Here is a 24404-nt window from a genome sequence, read left to right on the forward strand (position 1 = left end):
TCTAACATGATAGCAGAATATTCGTTCCAGGTAAGATGGGGTGACACGGACGCAGCAGGAATAGTGTTTTATCCCAACTTTTATAAATGGATGGATGAAGCCACTCATGAATATTTGTCAGTCCTAGGGTATCCATCCTCCAAACTTTATGCAGAACAGCAAATTGGTGTCCCTTTATTAGAAGCTAACTGCATTTTCAAATGTCCTCTTTTCTTTGAGGATAGCGTGGTTGTGCAAAGTACAGTTGAAGAATTACAAAACAAAGTATTTAAATTGCGACATGCTTTTATTAGAGGCGAACAAATAGTAGCTGAAGGGTATGAATTACGTGCCTGGACATCATTTGAGGGTAAGCCGAAGGCGCTACCGGTTCCTGAAGATATCCGAAAAAAAATGATGCCAAAAACCCACCAGTCTATGAAGAGGTGAATACATGCTTACGGAAAAAAAGGAAATCAAACATTTTTTGAATACTGACATCCTTCCTGACGAAATTTTCACACCCGAAGACTTTAGTGATGAACATATTATGCTGGAAGAGATGACTGGGAAATTTGTGAAGAACAGAGTTTATCCGGCATTAGGAAAGATAGAAAATCAGGAGTTTGATGAAACAGTGCGTCTTATCAAAGAGGCAGGTGAACTCGGGCTGATCAGCGCAGATATTCCAGAGCAAGATGGAGGGCTAGAGCTTGGCAAAGTCAGTGCGTCCATCATATCTGAAAAAATGGCGCTTGGCCGTTCGTTTTCCATTACATTTGGAGGGCAAACCGGAATTGGGGCGTTGCCAATTGCCTATTTTGGAACTGTGAAACAAAAGGCGATGTATCTCCCAAAAATGTTATCTGGTGAGACTATAGCTGCATATGCATTAACCGAACCTTCATCCGGCACGGATGCAATGAGTGCAAAGACAACAGCGGTACTCTCTAAATGTGGGAAATATTACATTTTAAATGGAGAAAAACAGTGGATTACCAACTCTTCTATCGCTGGCCTATTTATTGTATATGCAAAAGTGAACGGTGAAAAGTTTACTGCTTTCATTATTGAAAAAGATTACGAAGGAGTCTCCATTAGTCCTGAAGAAAAGAAAATGGGGTTACGGGGGTCTTCCACATGTTCTCTTATTTTGGATAATGTAAGAGTACCTTCTGAAAATGTTATTGGTGAAGTAGGGCGTGGGCATATTATTGCGTTTAACGTATTGAATATCGGCCGCCATAAGCTTTCAGCCACTTCATTGGGAACTGCAAAGAGATCGATTGAGCTAGCCGTTAGCTACGCCAATGAAAGGAAGCAATTTGGCGAGCCTATTTCCAGCTTCAACTTAATCAAAAATAAACTGGCTGATATGGCTATAAAAACATACGCTAATGAAAGTTCCGTGTATAGAACTGCAGGCGCGATGCAGGAAGGGTTTGCAAATCTGAAACAAACGGGCTCCGATGACTTTTGTGAAACGATTTCCCGTTATGCTTTAGCATGTTCGATCAACAAAGTTATGTCCACGGAAGTTCTTGACTTTATCGTAGATGAAGCTTTGCAGATCCACGGTGGATATGGATATATGGAAGAATATGAAATAGAGTCACTATATCGTGATTCCAGGGTTAATCGGATTTTTGAAGGTACTAATGAAATTAATAGAACCCTGATTGCTTCAACATTACTGAAAACCTATGAATTGCCTAGTAAGAAAGGAAATGTTGACGAAGGTACGCTGCTACGTGAAAAGCAGACACTTCAGCTGATGAAAAAGCTTTATCATTCTACAATAGAGTCTGTTCGGAAGAACGACCTGATAAATCTAAATCAAGAACAGGAAACAGCTGCATTTATCGCGGACCTAGTCATCGGAATTTATTCGGCGGAAAGCTCCATTTTACGAACGGAAAAAGCAGTACAGATAACAGGGAAAGATGAAAACAGCCAAAAAATTGCTTATACGAAAGTATTTATACATGAAACATCCCAAATGGTCGCCATCAGAGCCTTAAATATTCTAAATCATCTCGGTGATGATGAAGCATTTTCGCGGATTGCTGGACGTCTTATCATGAGTTGCCCGGAAAATATTGTGGAAGTGAAGCGTAAAATTGCGGATGTAATTATTGAATCTGAAAAATATGTTTCTTAGTTATTAGTGCAGATACTTGATCAGCTACCGAGATAATTGGGAATGGTAAATAAAGTTCAATTATTAGATTTAATTATGGAATCGCTTTCAAATCATGAATTTATTTTAAAAGGAGTGAATTGAGTGGCTAAAAGTGAAGTTTATACACAGGAAAAGCTAGATCAGTATTATGAAGGAATGAAGAAAAGAAATCTTGGCCCTCTATGGTACGACCTTGGCCATATGGTAACCAAAGAGCCGGTACATGATGTAGAGCCGTATTTATGGAAGTGGAAATCCATTCGTGAATATGTGCTGACTGCAGGGGAATTGCTGGAGCCGGGGAAAGACGCAGAACGCCGTGTAGTGTATCTTCAAAATCCGAGCCTGCTGAAGCGAGGTCTTGTTGGCTATGGGACACATACTTTATATGCTGGCATTCAGCTACTGTTACCTGGTGAGAGCGCCCCCTCCCATCATCACTCACAATCTGCGATCCGTTTTGTTATTGAAGGGGACGGGGCATACACGGCGGTTAATGGAGAGAAAACGTATATGGAACGTGGAGACATGATTTTGACGCCGGCCTGGACTTGGCATGAACACAAGCATGAAGGAACAGAGCCGATGTTTTGGATGGATGGGCTAGATGTAGGTCTCGTCCGCACGATGGCTGCATCGTTTTTTGAGCCGTATGAGGAAGAGTCTTACCCGATGGAAGCACCAGAAAACTATGCTAATCAGCAATTTTCAATGGGAGCGTTTAAAAAGCTAAATGAAAAATCAAATCCTGATTATCCATCACCAATTTTCGGTTATAAATTCGATCGTGTTAAATATTTGCTTAATCAGATGACAGAAGCAGATTTTGACCCGTTTGACGGATACGCGATTGAATATATTAATCCAACCACAGGTGGCTCTGCTGATTCCCGCATTGGCACAATGATGCAAAAGCTGAAACCAGGTCAGCAAACGAAAGCGCACCGACATGTTCACAGCGCAATTTTTCATGTTCTTGAAGGTACAGGCTATACGGTCATTGATGGTCAGAAGTTTGAATGGGAAAAAGGGGATTTCTTTATTCTACCACCATGGAGCAATCATGAGCATGTGAACACGGGATCAGAAGATGTGTTCCTATTCTCCTTCAATGACAAACCCGTCATGGAAAAATTAGAGCTTGAATTCAGCGAGGGATACCAAGAAAATGATGGACACCAGGTAGTGGAAAAAGTCTTTATACCTGACGGAACCGTTTGAGAAGAGAAGGGGGAGGCATTGTGAAGATTGCTATTTTTAATGACGATTTACTTGGAGTGGTAATGGGAGACCGTGTAACAGATGTATCAAAAGTAGCAGGATGGGATAAAGCTGACCCGAATTCTTCTTTCCTCAAGCTCGTTGAAAATTTTAATGAACTAAAAGAGGAAATGAATCGGGAAGCGGAAACAGGAACTTCTTATTCATTGAATGAGGTGACATTGAAGTCCCCCGTACCAAGTACACGGAAAATTTGGGCTGCACCTGTGAACTATCGAAAACATCAAGAAGAAATGAATGAAATATTCAACAACGCACCTAGGACAATCGAAGAAATTGCCTTGTTTCTGAAATCACCTGAGTCCTTATCTGGCCCCTCCGATCCCATTTTACTTCCTTATAAGGATCGTCGTACGGACCATGAGGCTGAGCTTGGATATGTGGTCGGTAAAAAGGCGAAAAATATAAAGGAGGAAGAGGCAAAAGATTATATCTTTGGTTACTTTGCCTTATTGGATATTTCCATTCGGGGCAATGAAGAGCGGACCTGGCGAAAGTCGTTTGATTCATTTACTCCGATCGGACCATGGATTGTGACTTCCGATGAAATCGAAGATCCAAATGACTTGGCCATGACATTATGGGTGAACGATGAAGTGCGTCAGGATGGAAGTACAAAACATCTCATTTACGATTGTTACAAATGTTTTGAAGTGGCATGCGATAATATGACGCTCCTTCCTGGAGATATTGTGGCAACGGGTACCCCTGAAGGAGTTGGTCCGATTGAAGAGGGGGATTGTGTCCGCATTAAAATTGACAAAATTGGTGAATTCACCGTAGATGTTAAACTGGCCGGTGAAGTTTAAGGAATTGTAAAACTGAAAATGTCTATTTTGCCTTATAAATCTAACTACAAATAATTATAAAATATTAAATAAGGAGAATCTCATCTATGGAAAAAATAAATAAATGCGATGTAATAGTTGTTGGCGCTGGCCCGGTTGGTTTAGTTGCAGGTCTTGCATTGAAGCAAAAAGGAATTTCTTCTGTAGTTATAGAAGCGGATCCGCACGGACGTCCTCGTCCGGGTAGCCGGGCGATCTATATGCATAGTGCAACTCTAAAACTTTTGGAAGAAATTTCGAAAGGACTGGGGTTCACACTGGGGCGCAATGGGATCATTTGGCCTGTTAAGCGAACACTTTATAAAGGAAAAGAAGTATATGTCCGTAATTATGGATTTACGGATAATACCGATCAAAAAAAATTACCCCATTTCACGGCATTGCACCAAGATGATATCGAAAATCACATTTATGATGCCTGTCTTGACGCTGGTGTTGAGTTCGTTTGGGATTCACCAGTGAAAAAATTGGATATAACCGGTGCTGGGGTGAGATTGACTACAAAATCCGGTGAAGTGTGGGAAGCACAATACATTATTGGCAGTGACGGATCACATTCAGTTGTAAGAGAACAGGCTGGTTTAAAATTTGAAGGACCGCGAACGGCAGATACATTCCTTGTAGTTGATGTAAAAGAGGATGAGGAAAATCCCCTGCCGCTTGAGCGTACATTTCATTATCAACATCCAGCAATGGGAGGAAGGAATGTGATGTTTGTTCCGTTTAAAGGTGGCTGGCGGGTGGACCTTCAGCTTTTAGAAGGTGACAATCCGGATGACTATACAAATATTGAGGGTGTCAAAAAGTGGCTTCCAAAAGTGATGGATGCTAAATATGCTGAGCGTATTACATGGGTATCAACATACCGTTTCCATCAGGTCGTTGCCAATTCTTTTACAGATGAAAAAAGGCGAGTTCTTCTCGCCGGTGAAGCAGCCCATTTATTTGCACCTTTTGGTGCCCGTGGATTGAACTCCGGAGTTCCGGATGCAATTATTTCTGTACGGGGGATTAAGAAAGCGCTTCAATCTAACTCGGAAACGGAGCGAAAAGAAGCAATTGATGCAGCTGCCACCGAAAGACGTATTGCCGCAAAGTGGAACCGTGACGGATCAACCACTGCATTACATCACCTTCAAGGAGATGCCCCTGAAATGAACCTAAAGCGTGAACTTGCAGCATCCCTCGTATCCATAGTTCCAAGACTGGGACGCTGGCTCGATGAAGGCCCATATGGACCGAAATTTGGTCCTCCAGAACTGACAACAAAATATTAACAGACATTGGTCGACAGGGAAATCCCAGTCAGCCTGATAAAACGGAAGGTATGAAAGGAGTGGACTAATATGGCTTTAGTCGGAATAATCAATGAAGAAAAGTACGGTACGGACGCACGGCCTGCCAATGAAATGATTGTGCGACTTACTTCCATAGACTGGTATTCACAAGTCGGGGTGAAGTGTAATGAAGCAGAGAGAAAAGTAGATCAGTTTATGAACGCAATTGGCGTCAGTGAATATAAAATAAAGTGGCTTTCGGCAACTCAGGTTTCAGAGGCAATCAGCTGTCTTTCGTTTGAAAGAAGTACACTTTGGGAAGTTCTAAAGGAATTACCAGATCAACTTAAGGAAAAGATCGATGCCGCTGGAAATGAAAAACTGCTTGCAGATATCGTGGACAAAGTGCCGCAGGCCGTTTTTCATGGAGCATATAAACATGCATTCAACGCATTTAGGGATGAAAAAGCAATAAAGTTCCTCGTTGGACATGCCATGTATATAAGTGTTCTTGCTTGTACAGCTGAACTTGCTGGTGAAGAAAACCCATTTTCCTTTATTGTAGAATTGCTTGAAGATGGACATCTGCCGCTCGGTCCTGAAGGAAATACATTTTATCTTCTATAATTTAAGAAGCAAACATGATAGGATGTTTGCTTGCTAATATCACCTACTCACACATACCGGATAACACATATAGTAGTGTTAAGATACTATTGCAAACAGAGACTTTTGAAGACTACCATCTTCCAATAAGAAAACAAGGTAGCCAGAAACGGAAAATCTGGTGCAGCCTTGTTTTCGTTTCAGTTTTATATACGAATAGTTATTTGCCTAAGAACAACTTGTTAGATTTCGGATTATAACTTATTTCTATTAAAGTAATAAACGACTGTGATTACCAGAATCAACAGTACCAAAACAATCCTTACATCATCCGAGGCCTTCAATACTTGTGTCACCGAATACGCCTCGACAAGGAGGGCAGGCAGTTTTCCGATGGATGTGGCGAGGAAGAAAATCATCATTCCCGTCTTGCTTAATGCTGCTGTAAGGTTAATCACGCCGGATGGTATAAAAGGAAGGAGCCTAAGCATCAGGATCATCCAAAATGCATGAAACCCTTGTGACTTTTGCAGCTTCATGACCCACCGGTTCTTCATGAACTTGGGTTGGAATGTTTGAAAGCCCTTTCGATATAACCAAAAGCTGACCAATGCACCGGCAATTTCCCCCATGTAAGAAAGGATCAATCCCTTTTCAAATCCAAATACGGTGATATTGGCGGCCGTGATGAATACGCTTGGAACAAAACCAAGCACGCTAATCAATATATTGAATACTAAACTTACAGCAATGGAAAAAGGGCCGCTGGATAGTAATGCCTCAGAAATGAAATTCATATCAATCCACAGAACTCCATTTATACCCGATGCCCCAGACCGTTTTCAAGTGTTGATCTACAGGAAAACCGACATGACGCAATTTCTCTCTAATATTTCGAATATGGGAATCGATTGTCCGATCTTCCGTATCCGTTTTAAATCCCCAAATGGTCGAAAGCAGGTGGTCTCTGGAATACACTTGATCTGTAGATTTTAAAAACAAGCATAACAGTGAGAACTCTTTTGGTGTCAATGGGATTGTTTTTGTATCATAATGTGCTTCATAAGCGGATTCATTTAATTTTAGCCCTCTAAATATCACAGTATCATCCTGATTATGCACTCGCCGCGTCACTGCTTCGATTCTGGCAAGTAAAACTTCTTCATTAAACGGTTTCGTAATATAATCGTCTGCGCCCTTTTTCAACCCTTTCACCATTTCTTGTGCAGCATCCCGGGCGGTGAGCATGATTATGGGAATGTTGGTAAACGCACGGATCCTTTCACATGTTTCCCACCCATCCAAATTAGGCATCATTACATCAAGAAGTACTATGTCCGCATGTTTATGCGCTAAGAACTGTAAGGCTTCATGTCCAGATTTCATCTTCATGCATGTATATCCGTGAGGTTTAATGTATAGCTCTAATAGATCAAGCATTCTCTGTTCATCATCAACCAGAACTATTGTCTTCATTTGTAATCTCCTTAAATGTGATAGTGAAGCACGTTCCTTGCTCCAAGTTGCTTTTAACCGAAATGATCCCTCCTTGTATCTCCACTAATTGCTTGACGATGGAGAGCCCCAATCCGAATCCACCGGTATCTCTGGCGCGTGATTTCTCGACACGATATAAACGGTCAAAGATATGGGGGATATCTTCAGGGGGAATGCCAACACCTTGATCGATTATGGAGACGGAAATCCTGCCAAGGCATTCAGTTGCTTTGATGGTGGTGACTGTATATTCGTTCGAGTACTTCAGCGCATTATCGAGCAGGTTAAGAATGACTTGCTCAAACCGTGAGGGATCTATATCTATAAATAAATCATCCTTACATTCCAGATTCAATTGAATTCTTTCATTTGTAAAAGCCGGCAGCACTTTTTCATGAATGTTTTGCAGGAATGAAGAGAGCTGGACGGTTTCTTTTGATATGGTGAATGTATTCACATCCATTCTAGCCATATTGAATAGTTCGTCCAATAATCTGTTTAATCTTTTAGATTCATCATGGATGATCTCTAAGTATCGTGTTCGTTCGGCAGCATTCAAGTCTTTCCGGCGGGCAATATCAGCGTATCCCTTGATATAAGTTAGCGGCGTTCGCAGTTCATGTGAGATACTTGCCAAAAATTCATTGCGTTCCTTCTTTAAATAGTTCAATTCATTAGCCAAGCTTTGAATGGATTGGGCAAGCTCCCCGAGTTCATCATGAGATCGTACTGGCACTGCCACTGAAAAATTCCCTTTGCTGAGTTTGGTTGTCGCTTCCTTCATTGAAATAAGCGGTCTAGTCAAAGCTTTTGATAGAAAATAAATGGTGATAAGCATGAAGAAAAGGAGCAATGCAGTCGCAAAAAGGAAATGCTTATTCAATTGTGCAATTAAATCCTCAACTTCCCTAGTATCTTTGAACATATAAACATAGCCTTTTTTTTCTTTATCACTGATAAATGGCGTAATGGTCGCTATATATCTTTCATCCTTCCAACTTGATTGGATGACCATACCTTTTCGGGGAACTTGCGGGATGTTTTTTGCCAAGAGTTTTTTCATTCCCCCATTTACCTTTTCGGAAGATATCAGAATATCGCCCCTTGTGTTCGTAATTACGACATCTGTATCGGTATGGTACTCCATCAGGCCGATATGCTTAAGAGTAGAGTCGGAATACGTGATTTCCAACACATCACGATGACTATTGCCACGGGCCTTCAGTGATTCCAATTCTTGATTGATACGGGAATGGATTACTTTATTATGCAAGTAAATCATCGAAACGGTTTCCATCAAAAAAATGCAAACAAATATAGATAGTCCGAGCTTAAAGGAGATTTTCATGAGCATTCACCTTCTTATGGAATAAAGTCAGTTTAGCGAAAAAGTATGAAGAAAGTATGCAGTATTTTCAATTTCTTCGCATCTCTTAAACAACGATAATCCGAATGAAGACTTGTTGCAAGAAGGACAATAACTTTAATGGACCCAAACTGCATTTTTTCAGTCTTGTATATGGTAATGCGGGAATAAGTTTTTTTAATTCTATTGGAAGTTGTTATTTAAAAAATAGATGATGATTCTTGAATTTATGTAGACTGCTTTTATTTTATTTAAACCTATAATAAATTGAAACTGCCGGAAAAATGGACAATTTTTTTATTTAGTCTATTCAAAATGTTTTGTATTAAGGAAACATTTTGTCGTAAATGAATACTATATAAAAAAGGAGCTGATCCATATGAATTGTACAAACCGTACGCAGAAAAAAATAATGGCTTATTCCGCATTATTCAAAAAAATGGGCATTCTCAATGATGAGGAATACAAAAATATCGCAAAAACCTTACAAACAAAGGATTGAGGAAGTGTCCATTGGAAATTCATAAACTATTATCCTGCATTAAACGGGCTGTAAAACCCCCGCCTTCCAATTTTCGAAGTAGGAGGGGGACTTCAGTCTGGAACTCAAGGAGGTGCCGTCATTTGTCCGGCCCTGAGTCTATCGAATTCCATCTTTTTGGCGGCTGCACTCAGCTGGATAAAATACTGCATCTTAAGTTTGAAAAGCTACATATATGATGGACATTCAAATGGAAGTAGGAGAGGGAACATTAGGGCTTCCCAAAAATTTCTGCCTTTATTAGAAGTGAAAGGAAGATTGTTGTGATCCGGTGGTGTTCTCTGCGATAATGGAATAAAGAAATCGAAAAGGAGTTACGTAGGATGGCAGAGGACTTTAAGATTCCCAGCTTGAAAGTTGATGAGATCGATAAGAAAATCATATCGGTTTTACATGAAGATGCACGAATTTCATATACCGACTTAGCGAAGAAAGTGGAGCTTTCCAGAGTTGCGGTACAGATGAGAATTAATCATCTTGTTGAAAACGGGGTGATCGAGAGGTTTACTGCGGTCATAAATCCAGCTAAGGTCGGTATCCATGTCTCGGCATTCTTTAACGTTGAGGTTGAGCCAAAATATCTGGAATCGGTCGCACAGCAATTAGAAAGTGAACCGGCTGTAACGAGTTTATATCATATGACCGGTCCGAGTAAACTCCATATGCACGGAATCTTTACTGATAATCAAGAGATGGAACGTTTTCTCAATGAGAAGCTGTATGCGGTCGTCGGTGTTGTCAGCGTTGATTGCCAAATTCTCATTAAACGCTATAAAAGCCGGATGGGCATGAAGCTTTAAATAAAAAAATCCCCCTATATAGGTGGATTTTTTTATTATGTGAGCGGGATGATAAAGCCGCCATACGCAAAGGCAAGAATGATTACGAATGCGGGGTGAATCTTGAATTTACCTAAAGCCAAGAATGCCAATCCAGCGATGACGATTGAATGGATGTAGCCGATGGATCCGACCGCATCCGCTGCCATATTCCAGGTGAGCAATAACATCATGATCGCAATCACGGGCTGTACAAGCAGTGACATGCCTTTTACGATAGGCGATTGCTTGTATTTTCGCAGGATTTTTAATAAATATATCAAAGCCACGGCTGAAGGGATGATCGTGCCTGCCAAGGCAGCTAGAAATCCTGGCCAGCCATATACATCATATCCGACATATGCGGCTATTTTCGTGGCGATCGGTCCTGGGAGTGAATTTCCTAACGCCAGCATTTGTGAGAACTCGGTATTATCAAGCCAGCCATAACGGGTTACGATTTGATCATACATTAGCGGAATCGAGGCTGGACCTCCGCCGTAACCAAGCATATTGGCTATGAAAAACGCCAGAAAAACAGCAACTCCTATTGGGATAATAAGACCCATTAAGCGGATTCCTCCTTCCTATCCGTCTTTTTGTTTTTCAATCTATCCTTTAATTTAAAATGAAACGCTCCATATATAAGAAAAATCATGATGACGATACCCGGATGCAGGGAAATGACCCGCAGAAGCAAAAAGGAAATCGCAAAAAAGGTGATTCCGAGCACCTTCCCTAACCCTTTTACCGCCTTTTCGCCAAACTCATAAGCCATTTGACCAAGCATGACGGCAACCACCGGCATTACAGCAGCTATCATATTGCTGATCATTGCTGAATTACTTAAAACATTAATGAATGCAATCAAGAAAACCATCGCAAAGCATGAAGGTAAAACGTGAGCGGCCACACTTACGAGGGCTCCCGGCCAGCCTTTTAATTTATAACCAAGATATGCTGCCATCTTCGTGGCAATCGGTCCTGGGAGTGTATTGGCAATCGCCAAAGTTTCCCCGAATTCATCATCGTCGAGCCAGTGATAACGGGAAACTGCTTCGTGGCGGATGAGCGGGATGACTGATGGTCCGCCGCCGAAACCTAATATCCCCGTTCTCATCATCCCAATCGTCAATTCCATATATGGTTTTTTCAAGAACGATTCCTCCTTCGTTATAAAATTTAGCATTCATTTCCAAAATATTATGAATTAATGATAACAAAAACTCTTTCGAAATGTACATAAAATAATAATTATTATTACGTAATGATTGTATATTTGGGATTTTTCAATATAATAGGCTGAAAAAAATATAATAATACATCTTTTTGTCTTAAGAATCTAGAAACCGTTGGGACGGTGTGGAGCTGAGTACTTGGATTCTGCCTTATTATTAACATAAAGGGGTATTAATAAGGAGAAATTACAAATAAAAAAACAACTTTTTCTGCATTCCCCTTTTTAAAACCAAAAAAGAACCCTATAGACAGCCTTTTTTAAAGAGACCGCTCTATAGGGTACATTTTAATATATAACTCTAATAAACTTATTAATGTGGGTTATTCTTCCCGAATGACTAATAATACCCCGATAAAAATTAATATTGTGCCGATCCAAAAAGACAAGCCGATTTTTTCCCCTAGTATTAACCAACCTAAAAAAGTACCGACTATAGGCTGTAAAAAGAAAAATAATCCACCACTTGAAGCGGTAAGCATTTGCAGTCCGCGATTCCAAAGTAAAAAGGCACATGCTGTGGAAATAACGCCCAAGTATAATAGGCCGCCCCATATGGATGGATGCATGATTGCTTGAAAATCAAGCTCATCCAATCGACTGATCGTAATAGGTGTTAAAAAGACAATTGCCACTAGCACTGCATAGGTCGTTATAACAATTTGTGAATATTGCCCAGGGACACGTTTAATTAGAACAGACATAAGTGCCCAAGTTAAGGCAGCAATAAGCAGTGATAGGCCCCCAAGTTGGTGAGATGAGCCGATATGGGCATTCCCGACAATGATACCGACTCCGATTGTCGCTAAAATTACAGAAATTGATTTCTTGATAGTGATCTTTTCTTTTAAAATGATACGTGCAAATATCACCATGAATGCAGGTGTTGTGGAAGTAATGATGGCTCCCATTTGTGCAGTGGATAGCAGTGTACCGACTTCCTGGGTTACGATGGAAATTGTGTTTCCAACAAGTCCTATAATGAAAACCAAAAGCCAATCCCGTTTTTCAATCCGCCAAGATTGTTTTGTTATAAAACCAATTGTCAGCAATGCTAAAATCGCAATTACATATCGTAATAATACTAATTCAAGTGGCGGAACAACGTCTACCACAACTTTTACCACAACATACATCCCGCCCCAAATGCTAGCAGCGAGTGATAAATATAAAGAACCTAATATAGTGTTTTTCATCTTGTACCCTCCGTTTTAACTAAACATTTCCAGTCCTTAACGGAGATGCAATTTTTCTGCCGTTAAGGAAGAATAACTGCAGGTACATCATTTTCGAATAGTGGTGACCACATCATAAGCTTTCAGCTCACTTTCAAAAAATATTATTTTCAATGATTCTAGTATTCCGAGCTGTTTCAAGCATCAGTAAGTTATAAAATATACTCATTTAAATATACAAGATTTTAGATTGATAAAACAACAAATAATAGTATTAAGCTAGCGTACAATTAAGATTATCCGTCAATCAAGATAGTATACTAAAACTTGAAACACATGAAAAAACCCCACCTGATCTATTAACAACTGGTGGGGTTTCTATTTGGCTTAATGGATTCTAGTTGGGATAAAAAGAGGGATTTATAGGGAAGGGATGCAAATGGTACAGTAATAAAGCTGGAAAGAAAAGGTGGATTAGGATTAAAGAGCTCCCTTAAGAGTTTAAACCTAATCCACCGTTACGTTATATTTGGTGCATGACCTTTCCGGAAGCATCACAATCCGTTATATTTTCTTTCAATTTTCCTGAACTCATCTGATAGTTCAAATAGCGTGTGTAATACGGCTGTTTGAATATATAGATTCATATAATTATCATTGCTCTTCTTTTGAAAGGATAAATCATGTTTTTCATTTATTTTCCTAGTAATACATGCATTAATTTCGCTCCACATTTCTTTCGTTCCTTCTTTAATTTTAGTCTCCATAATCTCCCACTCCTTTTTTATTAGTTTATCCAATCTATTACATTCTTATACTTATTATTTGGCCAATCTGGTAACTTTTTTTATCTTAAAATTAATGTCTACAGTTTTATGGGTATCCTTCTTTTTCTTTGCTTCATAAAGAAAGAGTTAGCATAAAGAATAAAGAAAATGATAAAGAGGAAGATGACCACTGAGGCAATCGACACCCCCGTTTGAAAACTCTCCTTATTATTGAGTACATCCAATATATCCTGGTTATACATCAGTGATGAGAAGGTGAAATGGACCATCACACCAGTCATCATGGCAAACAGATAAATCGTATAAACACGGAAATTGCGCTGAACGTTCCGGACCGTCATATTCAGTAAGTTCACCTTTGATTCCCTCCCATGGCACTCTGGATGTGAAGGATTCGATCAAAGAAGTCACTTTGACTTTGGTCACCTTTATAAAGCTCGTTTACGATTCCTCCATCACGCAAGAAGATAACTCGTTTACAGAAGCTTGCTGCATAGGAGTCGTGTGTAATCATGAGAATGGTCGTTCGAAACGTTTCATTTAAACTCGATAACTGTTCCAATAATTGTGTTGCCGATCTCGAATCAAGTGCGCCTGTAGGTTCATCTGCAAAGACAATCGCAGGGTTTGCAATAATTGCGCGCGCGGATGAAGCCCGTTGTTTTTGACCGCCTGAAACTTCTGTAGGGTATTTATCCTGGATTTCTTCAATATTCAATGCCTGAATGACTGGTCTCAGCCGTCTTTCCATCTCATCCGTAGAAAATTTCCTCAATGAAAGGGGAAGGAGAATGTTCTCTTTAATCGTTAAAGTATCAAGCAAATTGTAATCTTGAAAGATGAACCCCATGCGTTCTTGGCGAAATGTACGCAATGCTTTTTTGTTTAAATCCAACAGGCCTGTTCTTCAAGCCAGACCTCCCCGCCAGAAAATTTATCAATTGTCGAGAGCACATTCATCAGTGTGGTTTTTCCCGAACCGGATGGCCCCATACTAGCCGTAAATTCACCCGAAGTAATGGTAAGGTCAATATTTTTTAAAACCTGTGCTTTTCCATAGGATTTTGATAAGTTTTTAGTTTGTAATACTTTTTTCAACGTAAATCTCCTCCTCATGCTACATACTATAAAATTCATCCCTTTTCCCACCATAGATGTAACAGGAAGTAAGATTACAATTTTGTCACATTACAATTTGAATATGTAAAATAAAAGTGTGAACAGTGAATGTAATAAATGGATTTCCCTATAACAATTATTCATTTTCAGCAACTTGGTAGCAACAAGTGGAAATAAAGAGGGATTAGTGAATCTTAGCAAAAGGGGATTAAATTGTAAGATAAAGAATAAAAACAAATTTACTACAAAGAATACTTCTATTAATTACAAGTTAGGAGTGTATATATGGAACAAACACTTTATGAAAAAGTCGGCGGGGAAGAAGCGATAGCAAAAGTTGTGGACTATTTTTACTCCGAATTGGTTCTTAAGGATGAGACAGTTAATCATTTTTTTAAAAAAACGGATATGGAAAAGCAACGCCGTCATCAAACAAAGTTCATTAGTTTTGCATTAGGTGGTCCAAAACAATATTCTGGACAATCCATGGCAAAAGCACACCAAGGATTGAATCTGCAACCAGAACATTTTAATGCCATTGTAAAACATCTTAACGATGCACTAGCTCACTTTGGAGTGAATGAAGCTGACATAAATACAGCTCTATCTAAAGTTGCTACACTAAGAGATGATATCTTGTATAAATGATTGTTATTGAGCTATCAGGTGCTTTGCAAAGGAGAGCTGACTAGCAGCTCTTCTTTGCAACCAAATTAATAGTAATAATATATTAATGGATTAGAAAAAATAGTGTTAAGGAAGGAGGGATTGCGAATGTCTATGAAAAAGCGGGTAACAGGATTGGCCGTTGTGCTTGCAATGTTTGTAGTTGTGACAAGTCTAGGCTCACTCGGCGTATTTGCCGAATCCGGTGTTGTAGCTCAGCCTACGGTGAAATCGATTGAGGTAGAGTTGAACGACGATTACTTTAATCCGGAAGTCATCACTATTCCGAATGGAACAGCCACAACGTTGATATTGAAAAACAAAGGTACAAAAGAACACACCTTCACAGTGGAGAAGCTCGGAATTGACGCCGAGGTCCAGCCAGGTAAAGAAAAAACCATTACCGTGCAACCGAAACAGCCCGGTACATATGAACTGACATGCCGGTACCATTTCCAGGAAGGAATGGTTGGGAAAGTATTAGTCAAATAAAAGGCAGGGCCAATAAGGCCTTGTTTTTTTTATTTATTAAGCTATTTTTTCATTACACAGGAAATTGATGTTTGGATGATTAATAATTGTTCCACCTCTAATAAATGGTAATATAATGTATCGTAACGTATAAACCAAATGGAAGGAGGTGGAAAGGTGTATTTTTTTAAACTTATTTCTGATGAGGTTCGTTTATCTCAAATAGTATTCAATAAACATAAAAAAACGATGAAGCTCATTTTAGGGTCTATTTTTGCCTGTATCGCTGCTATTCTACAGGCTGCTGCTGGCTTTTTACCAGGTATAGGATATTTTATAAGTCCGCTAGCCACTGCACCTATTCTGTTATGTTCCATGTTTTCCATTCCATATGGAGTGATGACCTACCTTCTGACAATTATGTTGTTATGCATCCTACAGCCCACTGAACTGATTGTATTTCCTTTTACAACAGGATTGTTAGGACTTGGCATAGGGGCATCTTTTTACTTCTTTAGGAAGAGATTAAGTATTATCGCTGCTGGCGCAATTCTTTTAATGTTAGGGATTATGAGTCTAATATTTATTTTTCACTTTCCAGTTTTAGGTCCAGCAGTCTCTGTTTCCTTTTCATTTCTTATTACTGGCTTCTTATTTGCTTTTCTTTATAGCTGGTTATGGGTTGAAATTGCTTTAATCATTTTTAAAAGATTAAAAATGATTATAATTTAGTGATTCCCCATCACTCACTTGATTAATTTGGATTCATAAGAGAATTATCAAGAATTAATTCATGAAACAATTTCAAAAACAGTACCCTGGTTGAAATCAGTCACATTCATAGAGCCATAAACCCCTAAATATAATCTGCTTTGATCCAGGTTCGTTCCCAAATTAACATAATAAGCTGATTGAGACCCAAAATCATAATCGGTTTGTATCACACTAAAATCATTTTGTTCACCATTTGGTCTAATGGTGGTATAAGCTAGAGCCCCTCTAACCTGAGGTTGAGATTCTTTCCGGAAAAGATCCGTAAACACAACGCTTCCTGTTAAACCAGGGATGCTTTTCCCCCTATATGCTTGCACTCCTGTAAGTGCAGTTCCTTCAAACTTATCGTGTCTGTTATCTTTATGAAAATAACTAGTTAAAGGCTGAAGACGACTCCCTGAAAGTGATACTGCTTCATTGTAATAAGCAATTGTTTTTTCATCCGAATTCTGATTTTCAGTGCAGCCTTTTATAATCGAAGCAGGAAAAGCACCTTCCCAACCTCGCCAGCCAAAGTTAATGAATCCTTCTTTGTCAGGTTCAGAATTCATGAAAGAAGCTTGAATAAGCTGAGTAACCGGCATTGGTTTATAATGAACGAATGAAAAAATCGACTCGACCAAATTCTGGCCGACATTTCCCGCATATTTAATATACTGATTATAAAACCTTTGAAATGAAATGCCTGGTATATTGCGAACACCTTTGGCCATTACCATGAGCGCTTCCTGAATGGTTGTGTGAAGTTCATTGAAACGTGTGACAATGGGTGGATCATTGACGTACATATTCTTACCTACATCAATTTCAATTATTTTACCAGCGATTTCCAGATCATCCTGACTTAAGTTAAATGGATCATGGCCTGATCCACCATCTCCGGTTGTTAAAACAAGTTTTCCTGTTTCAGGTGAAAAGTTTAAACTATTGACCCCATTATGATTTGAAAATGGTCTTCTTAAGTTAAGTAATGTCCGTCGTTTTTGGGGTTGGCCATTCGATTGTAAAATCCATTCTTCAATTGTATCAATATGATCATATTGTGTTTCTCTATTTATCCACCGTAGGTTTAAAGTCTTGGGATCACATGGATCAGGCTTAAAAGATTCAGGAAGAGCACCTGGTCCTTGTGTTCCAGCCACTGAATAATGAAGATAAAACAGACCGTTATAATAAAAATCGGGATGAAACGCTAGCCCTAGCAATCCCCGTTCATCATATCCGCCACCAGAAGCACCTAGTTTCAGGATTCGCGGGCGAATATCCAAAAAAGTCCTTATATCTCCGTTTCCTATGTAAAAGATCTCTCCTACCTGGGTTGCAATAAATAATCTTTCAATTGAGTCACCTGGAAGTATGGTTGTTTTCAAAACAGTAGGTAAATTTATTTTACTTACGATGGGCCGTAAACCAACCTTGACTTTTATCAACTGACTTTGCACCCCTTCTTATTGTTTTCTTTTTATAAGAATATGATTAGAGCTGTCCATTAGTACCAAATTAGGCCGGGGAATCTGATAAGGCATTACACCATTTTCTCCACGAGCGTAATTAAATGGGTAGAAAAATGGGAGCCTTTTTAAATAAAACTGTATTTATTGCTAGTCAAAATCTTAACAGATTTCTAAATGTTAAGCCGTATGAGTATTTAAAAAAGCTATGCATGTACTGGGTTAATTTAATAATTATTATATGAAATATAACAAAAAATCACGGTCGCTTTATACGGATATAAAATTCAAGAGTTATTCTTAATTTACATCCAGAGGGAGGGATCGGATATTGTCAAAATTTCAGGCCATATCTTCTTTGTTCATCTTGGTATTCATCATCATTTTCGTAACTTATAAAATCTCAGCATACTCATCCAATCATTCAACGAACCATTCCACATCCAACCACTACATTCAAGTACATTTGTTAGGAGTTAATGATTTTCACGGCCAACTAAACAAATATCAAATGGTTTCAGGAACCATGGCAGGTGGGGCTGAATACCTGGCTGCCCATTTAAAAAAATATAAACAAGAAAACCCAAATACACTACTTGTTCATGCAGGTGATATGGTAGGAGGAAGTCCTCCAATCTCTTCTCAATTTAAAGACGAACCGACGATTGAATTTTTAAACCTTCTGCACTTTGATGTCGGGACACCCGGAAATCATGAATTGGATCAAGGCGTAAATGAAATGAAACGCCTTATTTATGGAGGATTCAATAAAAAAACAGGCTATTTTCAAGGTGCCAATACTTCTTACAGTTCTGCAAATATAATCGATGGAAAGTCGGGTACTCCCTTGTTACCACCGTATGTTATTAAACAAATTGACCGAATTAATATTGGATTATCGGGGTGGTAACAAAAGAGACCAACCTATATGTGACACCTGAAAATCGAAAAGAAGTAGAAATTACGGATGAAGTTACAGCAATTAACCGATCCGTTAAGATTTTAAAGGAAAAAGGGATTAAAATGATTGTTGTATTGGCACATGATTCAGCTAAATCAGATAAGGCAGGAGCAAATTCCAGTGGAGCTTTAGTGGAGATGGCTCCAAGAATCGATGATGAGGTCGATGTCATTTTTGCGGGTCACAGCCATGAATATGCCAATACCGTTGTAGCCGGTAAACTGATCGTTCAAGCTTATTCTAATGGGAAAGCCTTTTCTCAAGTAAATCTTGAAATTGACCCACATTCTAAAATTATCGTTAAGAAACAAGCAAAGATTATTTTCACTTCACATCATCATATAAAATTCGGATAAAGAAACGGTTGCCCTTCTAAATAAATACAGAAAAAGATTGGGGAGCCACTTTAATCAGGTAATAGGACAATTGCCTGAAAAAATCAAACGAAATCAAGATGCAAACGGTGAATCCCCATTAGCGAAATTGATTGCAGAATCTGAGCGGGAAGCCATGGGGGTAGATATAGCTTTTGTCCATCAAGGCGAAATGCGGAAAAGTTTTAAAAAAGGGGAGGTCACTGTAGAAGACCTTTATACAGTCTTGCCTATGGGTCATAGTGTCAGTAAGTTAATCTTAACAGGAGACCAAATAAAACTTGCTTTAGAACAGCAGTGGGCGAAAGATTATGAAAATAGGCTGCAAACGGTTGGTTTAACGTATAATTGGGACCCCGAAGCTCCAATTGGCAGCAAGGTTGTTGTGCTGAAAGACAAGAAGGGTCAAGAGATTCAGCCAAACAACGAATATGAAGTAGCGGTTAGTAATTATTTAGCTTCAGGCGGTGATAACTTCACTGCATTTGAACAAGGCAGACTCGTAGAATCCGGTCCGCAAGTTGTCACTGCATTAATACGCTATATCCAACAGAAGTACCCCCACGAAATTTTTTCCCCTTCATTGAAAGAATGAAGGGGAAAATACAAGGACTTGCATAAGTAAGTGAGCCCAAAAAATTATATTTTCGACTATTGTTAATTTACTCTTTCAAAGGAGTTGCTTTTGCAGCTCTTTTTCTTATGGAATAAAAAGGTGCTGTCCGGTTTGTAAAATTCAGAAAAATAAAAAATATATTATTGACTTATGTCTGAGGTATTATGTATTATGTATACATAACACATATGAGGTTTTAGCCAATCATGTAGATTTAAATTGTTCATATTGTAAAGACTTATCAAAAAGGACGGATTAATATGGCAGGAATTCATTTAAAACCAATCGAAAAGGAAAGAACAACACAAGATAAAGTTTATAATCAAATAAAAAAAGCGATTTTATTTGGTGGTATTACCAGTGATGAAATATTTACTGAAGTTCAATTAGCGGAAAGGTTAGATACTTCAAGAACTCCGGTAAGGGCAGCTATTCAAGATTTGGTGAAGGAAGGATTACTTGTTACCATACCAAGGAAGGGTTTAACTGTAAGAAAGATTACACCAGAGGAACAGGATGAAATCTTTTTACTAAGAAGTGCAATTGAAGTTGAATCGGTGAAAAAACTAACAAAAGAAATGACATCACCTGAAAAGCTGAGGTTACTTAAATTAATTCTGAAGCAACAAGAAGAAGCGTTGCAAAACGATGATGCTATTAGTTTTATCAGGCTAGACCATGAGTTTCATCTCTCGCTGACAAGGCTAGCAAACTTCACTATAATAGAGCAAGTTTTGAACAATCTTCATAACCTTACTCAGCTTATGGGTTTAAAAGCAGTCAGTAAACTTGGGAGAATGAAAAATGTTTTAATGGAACATACTCAGATTATCCAGGCTTTAGAGGAGAAAAATCCCGAACTGGCTTCACAGGCGATTTTAAACCATTTAGAAAAAACAAAAGAAACATTGATTATGGTTGATAATTCCTGATTTCTATCAAATGCTTGAAGGGGGGTGCTCCTAGTAAAAGGCAGTTTATTAATCTTTAGGAAAAAAAAGGGTTTAGAATCAACTTCAGACTATGAAGTTGAAGCAAGGTTAAACCGATTCTTTTTTTCACGTGTAGAGCAAAGCCTTGGAGAAATTCTTCCGAATGCTTTTTCCTGGGTTTTTGCTTAGATAGTAAGCCTTATTGTTGAAATAGTAAGAGAACAATCTATAATTCATTGGAAATGAAAGCGTTTACCAATCGATCCCGATGTTAATGTTCATAGGTAAAGAGTAAAGGTATAAAGGAATAATGATTCGATATGGAATGTCATTACCTACCTTAATTATAGATTGGAATTGGCAAAACCTTTAATGTATACACAATACATAATACATAACACGAAATACAATTAAGGTTCGCCTGTTAAATCGTTTCTTGTTTTTAAAACATGTACTTATTCAAACATATAGGAGGAATCAGGTATGGTTAGAACAGGTAAAGAATATTTACAGTCATTGAAAGATGATAGGGCAATCTACATAAATGGGGAACGAGTACAGGATGTGACGACCCACCCTGCTTTTACAGGAATTACACATACCATTGCAGGTTTATACGATTTAGCATGGGATGAATCTCAGAATATGACATACAAAACTGAGGACGGTACACTAGCAAATAAAATTTATATGATTCCAAGGAGTCGGGAAGAACTTAAAGATAGAAGATTGGCGATTTCTAAATGGTCTGAAGCAACATGTGGATTTGTCGGAAGAAGCCCTGATCACGTCGCCAGCTTTTTGGCTGCTTTTGCCAGTTCACCCGATGTGTTTGATCGTGGAGGAGAAGGCTATGGGAATAATGTTTTGAATTTCTATAAACATGTGCGAGATCAGGATCTATATGTAACATACGTTATTATTCCGCCACAAATCGATCGAAGTAAAGCAGCTCATGAGCAGGAAGATAAATTTCTTCCAGTTGGAGTTTACGAAGAAAGAGAGGACGGAATTATTGTTCGAGGTTCTCAAATGCTCGGTACTGCATCAGCAGTATCAGATTACTTATTTGTAAGTTGCCTTACACCACTCAGACCTGGTGATGAAGATTATGCTTTGTCTTTTGTACTGCCGATTGATGCAAAAGGATTAAAATTTTATGCGAGGCCTGGTTATGCTGAAAAATCTCCAAGCACATTTGATTACCCATTGTCCTCTCGTTTTGATGAAAGTGATTCATTAGTTGTTTTTGACGATGTATTCATTCCTTGGCAAGATATTTTTGTTTACAAAAATATTGACATCGTGAGAGCTCAGTTCCATGAAACACCAGCTCACGTATTAGGCAATAATCAGGCGCAAATAAGATTTAGCAATAAATTGAAATTTTTGATTGGGGCTGCTCGAAAAGTTTCTGCTATGAATGGAATTGATAAAATCCCTTCAGTCCAAGAGAAGTTAGGGGAACTTGCTTCTATTGCGGCTTCTGTAGAAGGTAATCTCTTAGCTTCTGAATATAATTGTATCATCGACAAAAACGGTGTGGCACGACCGAATCCACGTTTTCTCTATGGTGTAGTAGGTCAACAGGAAACTATATATGCTTCCACTATTAAAATTTTACGGGAGTTATGCGGTGGAGGTGTTTTACAATTACCATCTTCATATAAAGAACTCATCAATCCTGAAACGAAAGATGATATGTATCAATATATACGTTCTACGGGAGTTGGGGCTGAGGAGAAAATTAAACTATTTAAGTTAGTATGGGATATCATTGGTTCAGAATTCGGTGGCAGGCATCAACAGTATGAAATGTTCTATAATGGTGCACCTTTTGTCACGAAAGGCTTTTCATTTAGAAATTACGGCTATGATGAGCCGGTTCAAATGGTGGATAAATTTTTAGGAAGCTATTCACTTCCTACTCGGGTGGAAGAACTAATATAAAAAAATATAAATAAAAGGATGTTGCAGAAATGAAAATTGCATCAATACAATTAGAGATTAAAGATAGCGAATCTAAATCTGCTCGCATAGATCGTGTGGAGTCAATGATTGATGGATTAAAAGGACAAGATTTAATAGTTTTACCAGAAACGTGGGCAACAGGGTACTTTTCTTTTGATCGTTATATTGACGAATCAGAAGAATTGAATGGGGATTTTGTCCAACGATTCTCCTCAAAGGCTAAAGAAGTTAAGTCATATATATTTGCAGGTAGTTTTATAGAAAAAAATAATGGAAAATACTACAACACAAGTGTTCTGTTTTCTCCGGATGGGAAACTTATAGGAACCTATCGAAAAATGCATTTATTTCGTTATGGTTCAAGAGAAGGCCAAATATTGACGAGAGGAAATGAAACAACTGTAGTCGATACAGAATTCGGGAAAGTTGGCTTATCAACTTGCTATGATTTGCGATTTCCTGAATTGTATCGTGCTGAAGTGGATTTAGGAGCAGAGTTACTTCTTGTTACATCTGCTTGGCCGCATAGAAGGCTGGAGCATTGGAAATTATTCAATTCAGTTCGAGCATTGGAAAACCAGTGTTTCTTGATTTCGAGTAATTGTGTTGGTAATACTAATGACGTCCTTTTAGCTGGTCATAGTCAAGTGGTTGACCCATGGGGGATTGTTGTGGCTGCTGGAGGAGACGAAGAAACTATTATTAAAACAGAGATTGATCCATCTCAGGTTACTAAGATTCGAGATGTATTCCCTAATTTGAAGCACCGAGTTTTGGATAGAAAGGAGGAATTCAGTTGATAAATATTAATGTTTGTGGAAGAAATATTGTCGCAGACCCTAAACGATTACTTATTGCCGGCTATACGGGAAAAGACCAGGAATCTGTAAAAAAACATATTGATGAATTGAAGGAGATCGGCGTACCGGCTCCTCCACAAGTTCCGATGATTTACGATCTTTCAACAAATCTCATTACGACAAATAACTCAATTTCAGTTATTCAAGAAAGCAGCAGCGGAGAAGCAGAAGTGGTCATCATGAAAATTCAAGGGAAATGGTATTTAGGACTTGGCAGTGATCACACGGACCGCGGGCTTGAAAAAGTGTCTATTCAGAAATCCAAACAAGTATGCAGCAAACCTATTTCAACACAATTTTGGGCTTTGGATGAAGTAAAAGATCGATGGGATGACATTGAAATGAGAAGCTGGATGATTGTTGATGGGGTGAAAAAAGAGTACCAAACAGGCAAGCTGGGAGAATTCTTGCATCCTGAAGACTTGCTCAAAATAATCGAGGAACGTGGATATGATAGTGAGGATATGATTGTGTTTTGCGGAACATTACCGATTAAAAATGGTGAATTTATTTATGGGGAAGCATTTTCAGCAGAATTATATGATCGTTTAACGGATAACAAAATTCAATTGTATTATCAAGTTCATATTTTAGTGGATTCGGAGGTAGTTTGA

General features: G+C 38.7%; 26 protein-coding genes and 1 pseudogene. 17 read left to right on the forward strand and 10 right to left on the reverse strand.

The annotated features are described in order from the left end of the window. Positions 1-9 precede the first annotated feature (9 nt). From ACIROD_RS11740 to ACIROD_RS11765, 6 genes are all read left to right on the forward strand, one after another. Positions 10-429: an acyl-CoA thioesterase gene (locus ACIROD_RS11740; protein ID WP_402942884.1), complete on the forward strand. Its 420-nt coding sequence runs from the start codon at positions 10-12 to the stop codon at positions 427-429. A gap of 4 nt (positions 430-433) precedes the next feature. Beyond that, the gene (locus ACIROD_RS11745) at positions 434-2140 is read left to right on the forward strand and encodes an acyl-CoA dehydrogenase family protein (RefSeq protein ID WP_402940960.1); all 1707 of its coding nucleotides are present in this window, start codon (positions 434-436) and stop codon (positions 2138-2140) included. Positions 2141-2317: 177 nt separating this feature from the next. Then, a complete protein-coding gene (locus ACIROD_RS11750) occupies positions 2318-3382 on the forward strand; it encodes a cupin domain-containing protein (protein WP_402942887.1) in 1065 nt (354 codons plus the stop codon). Positions 3383-3402: 20 nt separating this feature from the next. Then, a complete protein-coding gene (locus ACIROD_RS11755; protein ID WP_340874923.1) occupies positions 3403-4251 on the forward strand; it encodes a fumarylacetoacetate hydrolase family protein in 849 nt (282 codons plus the stop codon). 86 nt (positions 4252-4337) lie between these two features. Further along, positions 4338-5567, forward strand: a complete 1230-nt coding sequence (locus ACIROD_RS11760; protein ID WP_260356816.1) for an FAD-dependent oxidoreductase — start codon at positions 4338-4340, stop codon at positions 5565-5567. 69 nt (positions 5568-5636) lie between these two features. Further along, on the forward strand, positions 5637-6194 hold the full coding sequence (locus ACIROD_RS11765) for a hypothetical protein (RefSeq protein ID WP_402940965.1): 558 nt from the start codon (positions 5637-5639) through the stop codon (positions 6192-6194). A 233-nt stretch (positions 6195-6427) separates the two neighbouring features. Here the strand turns inward: ACIROD_RS11765 and ACIROD_RS11770 are convergent, their stop codons facing one another. From ACIROD_RS11770 to ACIROD_RS11780, 3 genes are read right to left on the reverse strand one after another with little or no spacing between them, the layout of a single operon-like run. Further along, complete coding sequence (locus ACIROD_RS11770) at positions 6428-6970, reverse strand: TVP38/TMEM64 family protein (protein ID WP_402940967.1); 543 nt, start codon at positions 6968-6970, stop codon at positions 6428-6430. 1 nt (position 6971) lies between these two features. Then, positions 6972-7649 carry a response regulator transcription factor gene (locus tag ACIROD_RS11775; protein ID WP_402940969.1) on the reverse strand — a complete coding sequence of 226 codons (678 nt, stop codon included), beginning with the start codon at positions 7647-7649 and terminating at the stop codon, positions 6972-6974. After that, positions 7627-9018 carry a HAMP domain-containing sensor histidine kinase gene (locus tag ACIROD_RS11780; protein ID WP_402940971.1) on the reverse strand — a complete coding sequence of 464 codons (1392 nt, stop codon included), beginning with the start codon at positions 9016-9018 and terminating at the stop codon, positions 7627-7629. The genes ACIROD_RS11775 and ACIROD_RS11780 overlap by 23 nt, the downstream gene beginning before the upstream one ends. Before the next feature lie 882 nt (positions 9019-9900). Between ACIROD_RS11780 and chrS the strand changes: the two genes are divergently transcribed. Next, the gene (chrS, locus tag ACIROD_RS11785) at positions 9901-10377 is read left to right on the forward strand and encodes a chromate efflux transcriptional regulator ChrS (protein ID WP_034315019.1); all 477 of its coding nucleotides are present in this window, start codon (positions 9901-9903) and stop codon (positions 10375-10377) included. 35 nt (positions 10378-10412) lie between these two features. Here the strand turns inward: chrS and chrA are convergent, their stop codons facing one another. The 6 genes and pseudogenes from chrA to ACIROD_RS11815 form a co-directional block, all read right to left on the reverse strand. Next, positions 10413-10964, reverse strand: coding sequence for a chromate efflux transporter ChrA (gene chrA / locus ACIROD_RS11790; protein ID WP_101224305.1), 552 nt, complete (start codon positions 10962-10964; stop codon positions 10413-10415). Further along, on the reverse strand, positions 10964-11584 hold the full coding sequence (gene chrB / locus ACIROD_RS11795) for a chromate efflux transporter ChrB (RefSeq protein ID WP_402940974.1): 621 nt from the start codon (positions 11582-11584) through the stop codon (positions 10964-10966). Before chrB ends, chrA begins: the two co-directional genes overlap by 1 nt. Positions 11585-11955: 371 nt before the next feature. Then, positions 11956-12828 carry a DMT family transporter gene (locus tag ACIROD_RS11800; protein ID WP_402940977.1) on the reverse strand — a complete coding sequence of 291 codons (873 nt, stop codon included), beginning with the start codon at positions 12826-12828 and terminating at the stop codon, positions 11956-11958. Between the two features lie 533 nt (positions 12829-13361). Then, complete coding sequence (locus tag ACIROD_RS11805) at positions 13362-13574, reverse strand: hypothetical protein (protein ID WP_101224302.1); 213 nt, start codon at positions 13572-13574, stop codon at positions 13362-13364. 98 nt (positions 13575-13672) lie between these two features. Beyond that, entirely contained in the window at positions 13673-13951 is a 279-nt protein-coding gene (locus ACIROD_RS11810; RefSeq protein WP_402940980.1) for a hypothetical protein, read from the reverse strand. Then, a pseudogene (locus ACIROD_RS11815) lies at positions 13948-14693 on the reverse strand (ABC transporter ATP-binding protein). Before ACIROD_RS11815 ends, ACIROD_RS11810 begins: the two are co-directional and overlap by 4 nt. A 306-nt stretch (positions 14694-14999) precedes the next feature. Here ACIROD_RS11815 and ACIROD_RS11820 point away from each other — a divergent pair. The 3 genes from ACIROD_RS11820 (at position 15000) to ACIROD_RS11830 (ending at position 16583) form a co-directional block, all read left to right on the forward strand. After that, positions 15000-15362, forward strand: coding sequence for a group I truncated hemoglobin (locus ACIROD_RS11820; protein ID WP_402940983.1), 363 nt, complete (start codon positions 15000-15002; stop codon positions 15360-15362). A gap of 126 nt (positions 15363-15488) precedes the next feature. Next, positions 15489-15872: a cupredoxin domain-containing protein gene (locus ACIROD_RS11825; protein WP_402940986.1), complete on the forward strand. Its 384-nt coding sequence runs from the start codon at positions 15489-15491 to the stop codon at positions 15870-15872. Between the two features lie 156 nt (positions 15873-16028). After that, positions 16029-16583, forward strand: coding sequence for a hypothetical protein (locus ACIROD_RS11830; protein WP_402940989.1), 555 nt, complete (start codon positions 16029-16031; stop codon positions 16581-16583). Positions 16584-16642: 59 nt separating this feature from the next. Here the strand turns inward: ACIROD_RS11830 and ACIROD_RS11835 are convergent, their stop codons facing one another. Further along, complete coding sequence (locus ACIROD_RS11835; RefSeq protein ID WP_402940992.1) at positions 16643-18055, reverse strand: PQQ-dependent sugar dehydrogenase; 1413 nt, start codon at positions 18053-18055, stop codon at positions 16643-16645. A 352-nt stretch (positions 18056-18407) separates the two neighbouring features. Here ACIROD_RS11835 and ACIROD_RS11840 point away from each other — a divergent pair, with 352 nt between their 5' ends. The 7 genes from ACIROD_RS11840 to ACIROD_RS11870 all read left to right on the forward strand — a co-directional run bounded on the left by ACIROD_RS11840 (position 18408) and on the right by ACIROD_RS11870 (position 24404). After that, on the forward strand, positions 18408-18986 hold the full coding sequence (locus tag ACIROD_RS11840) for a metallophosphoesterase (RefSeq protein ID WP_402940995.1): 579 nt from the start codon (positions 18408-18410) through the stop codon (positions 18984-18986). Continuing rightward, on the forward strand, positions 18980-19393 hold the full coding sequence (locus ACIROD_RS11845; RefSeq protein ID WP_402940998.1) for a metallophosphoesterase family protein: 414 nt from the start codon (positions 18980-18982) through the stop codon (positions 19391-19393). Before ACIROD_RS11840 ends, ACIROD_RS11845 begins: the two co-directional genes overlap by 7 nt. Positions 19394-19463: 70 nt before the next feature. Continuing rightward, a complete protein-coding gene (locus ACIROD_RS11850; protein ID WP_402941001.1) occupies positions 19464-20006 on the forward strand; it encodes a 5'-nucleotidase C-terminal domain-containing protein in 543 nt (180 codons plus the stop codon). 281 nt (positions 20007-20287) lie between these two features. Then, positions 20288-20959 carry a GntR family transcriptional regulator gene (locus ACIROD_RS11855; RefSeq protein WP_230177238.1) on the forward strand — a complete coding sequence of 224 codons (672 nt, stop codon included), beginning with the start codon at positions 20288-20290 and terminating at the stop codon, positions 20957-20959. Between the two features lie 483 nt (positions 20960-21442). Then, positions 21443-22909 (forward strand): 4-hydroxyphenylacetate 3-hydroxylase family protein, encoded by a 1467-nt coding sequence (locus tag ACIROD_RS11860; protein WP_402941005.1) that lies wholly within the window; start codon positions 21443-21445, stop codon positions 22907-22909. A 29-nt stretch (positions 22910-22938) separates the two neighbouring features. Continuing rightward, positions 22939-23730, forward strand: a complete 792-nt coding sequence (locus ACIROD_RS11865; protein ID WP_101224293.1) for a carbon-nitrogen family hydrolase — start codon at positions 22939-22941, stop codon at positions 23728-23730. Further along, positions 23727-24404, forward strand: coding sequence for a DUF2848 family protein (locus tag ACIROD_RS11870; protein ID WP_230177244.1), 678 nt, complete (start codon positions 23727-23729; stop codon positions 24402-24404). The genes ACIROD_RS11865 and ACIROD_RS11870 overlap by 4 nt, the downstream gene beginning before the upstream one ends.

Source organism: Peribacillus sp. NPDC101481, from assembly GCF_044767165.1.
Classification (GTDB): Bacteria; Bacillota; Bacilli; order Bacillales; family DSM-1321; genus Peribacillus.

Coding starts and splice junctions, on each gene's coding strand:
- ACIROD_RS11745 (WP_402940960.1), top strand. CDS start 434: ATGCTTACGGAAAAAAAGGAAATCAAACATTTTTTGAATACTGACATC.
- ACIROD_RS11750 (WP_402942887.1), top strand. CDS start 2,318: ATGAAGAAAAGAAATCTTGGCCCTCTATGGTACGACCTTGGCCATATG.
- ACIROD_RS11760 (WP_260356816.1), top strand. CDS start 4,338: ATGGAAAAAATAAATAAATGCGATGTAATAGTTGTTGGCGCTGGCCCG.
- ACIROD_RS11765 (WP_402940965.1), top strand. CDS start 5,637: ATGGCTTTAGTCGGAATAATCAATGAAGAAAAGTACGGTACGGACGCA.
- ACIROD_RS11770 (WP_402940967.1), bottom strand. CDS start 6,970: ATGAATTTCATTTCTGAGGCATTACTATCCAGCGGCCCTTTTTCCATT.
- ACIROD_RS11775 (WP_402940969.1), bottom strand. CDS start 7,649: ATGAAGACAATAGTTCTGGTTGATGATGAACAGAGAATGCTTGATCTA.
- ACIROD_RS11780 (WP_402940971.1), bottom strand. CDS start 9,018: ATGAAAATCTCCTTTAAGCTCGGACTATCTATATTTGTTTGCATTTTT.
- chrS (WP_034315019.1), top strand. CDS start 9,901: ATGGCAGAGGACTTTAAGATTCCCAGCTTGAAAGTTGATGAGATCGAT.
- chrA (WP_101224305.1), bottom strand. CDS start 10,964: ATGGGTCTTATTATCCCAATAGGAGTTGCTGTTTTTCTGGCGTTTTTC.
- chrB (WP_402940974.1), bottom strand. CDS start 11,584: ATGCTAAATTTTATAACGAAGGAGGAATCGTTCTTGAAAAAACCATAT.
- ACIROD_RS11800 (WP_402940977.1), bottom strand. CDS start 12,828: ATGAAAAACACTATATTAGGTTCTTTATATTTATCACTCGCTGCTAGC.
- ACIROD_RS11805 (WP_101224302.1), bottom strand. CDS start 13,574: ATGGAGACTAAAATTAAAGAAGGAACGAAAGAAATGTGGAGCGAAATT.
- ACIROD_RS11820 (WP_402940983.1), top strand. CDS start 15,000: ATGGAACAAACACTTTATGAAAAAGTCGGCGGGGAAGAAGCGATAGCA.
- ACIROD_RS11825 (WP_402940986.1), top strand. CDS start 15,489: ATGTCTATGAAAAAGCGGGTAACAGGATTGGCCGTTGTGCTTGCAATG.
- ACIROD_RS11855 (WP_230177238.1), top strand. CDS start 20,288: ATGGCAGGAATTCATTTAAAACCAATCGAAAAGGAAAGAACAACACAA.
- ACIROD_RS11860 (WP_402941005.1), top strand. CDS start 21,443: ATGGTTAGAACAGGTAAAGAATATTTACAGTCATTGAAAGATGATAGG.
- ACIROD_RS11865 (WP_101224293.1), top strand. CDS start 22,939: ATGAAAATTGCATCAATACAATTAGAGATTAAAGATAGCGAATCTAAA.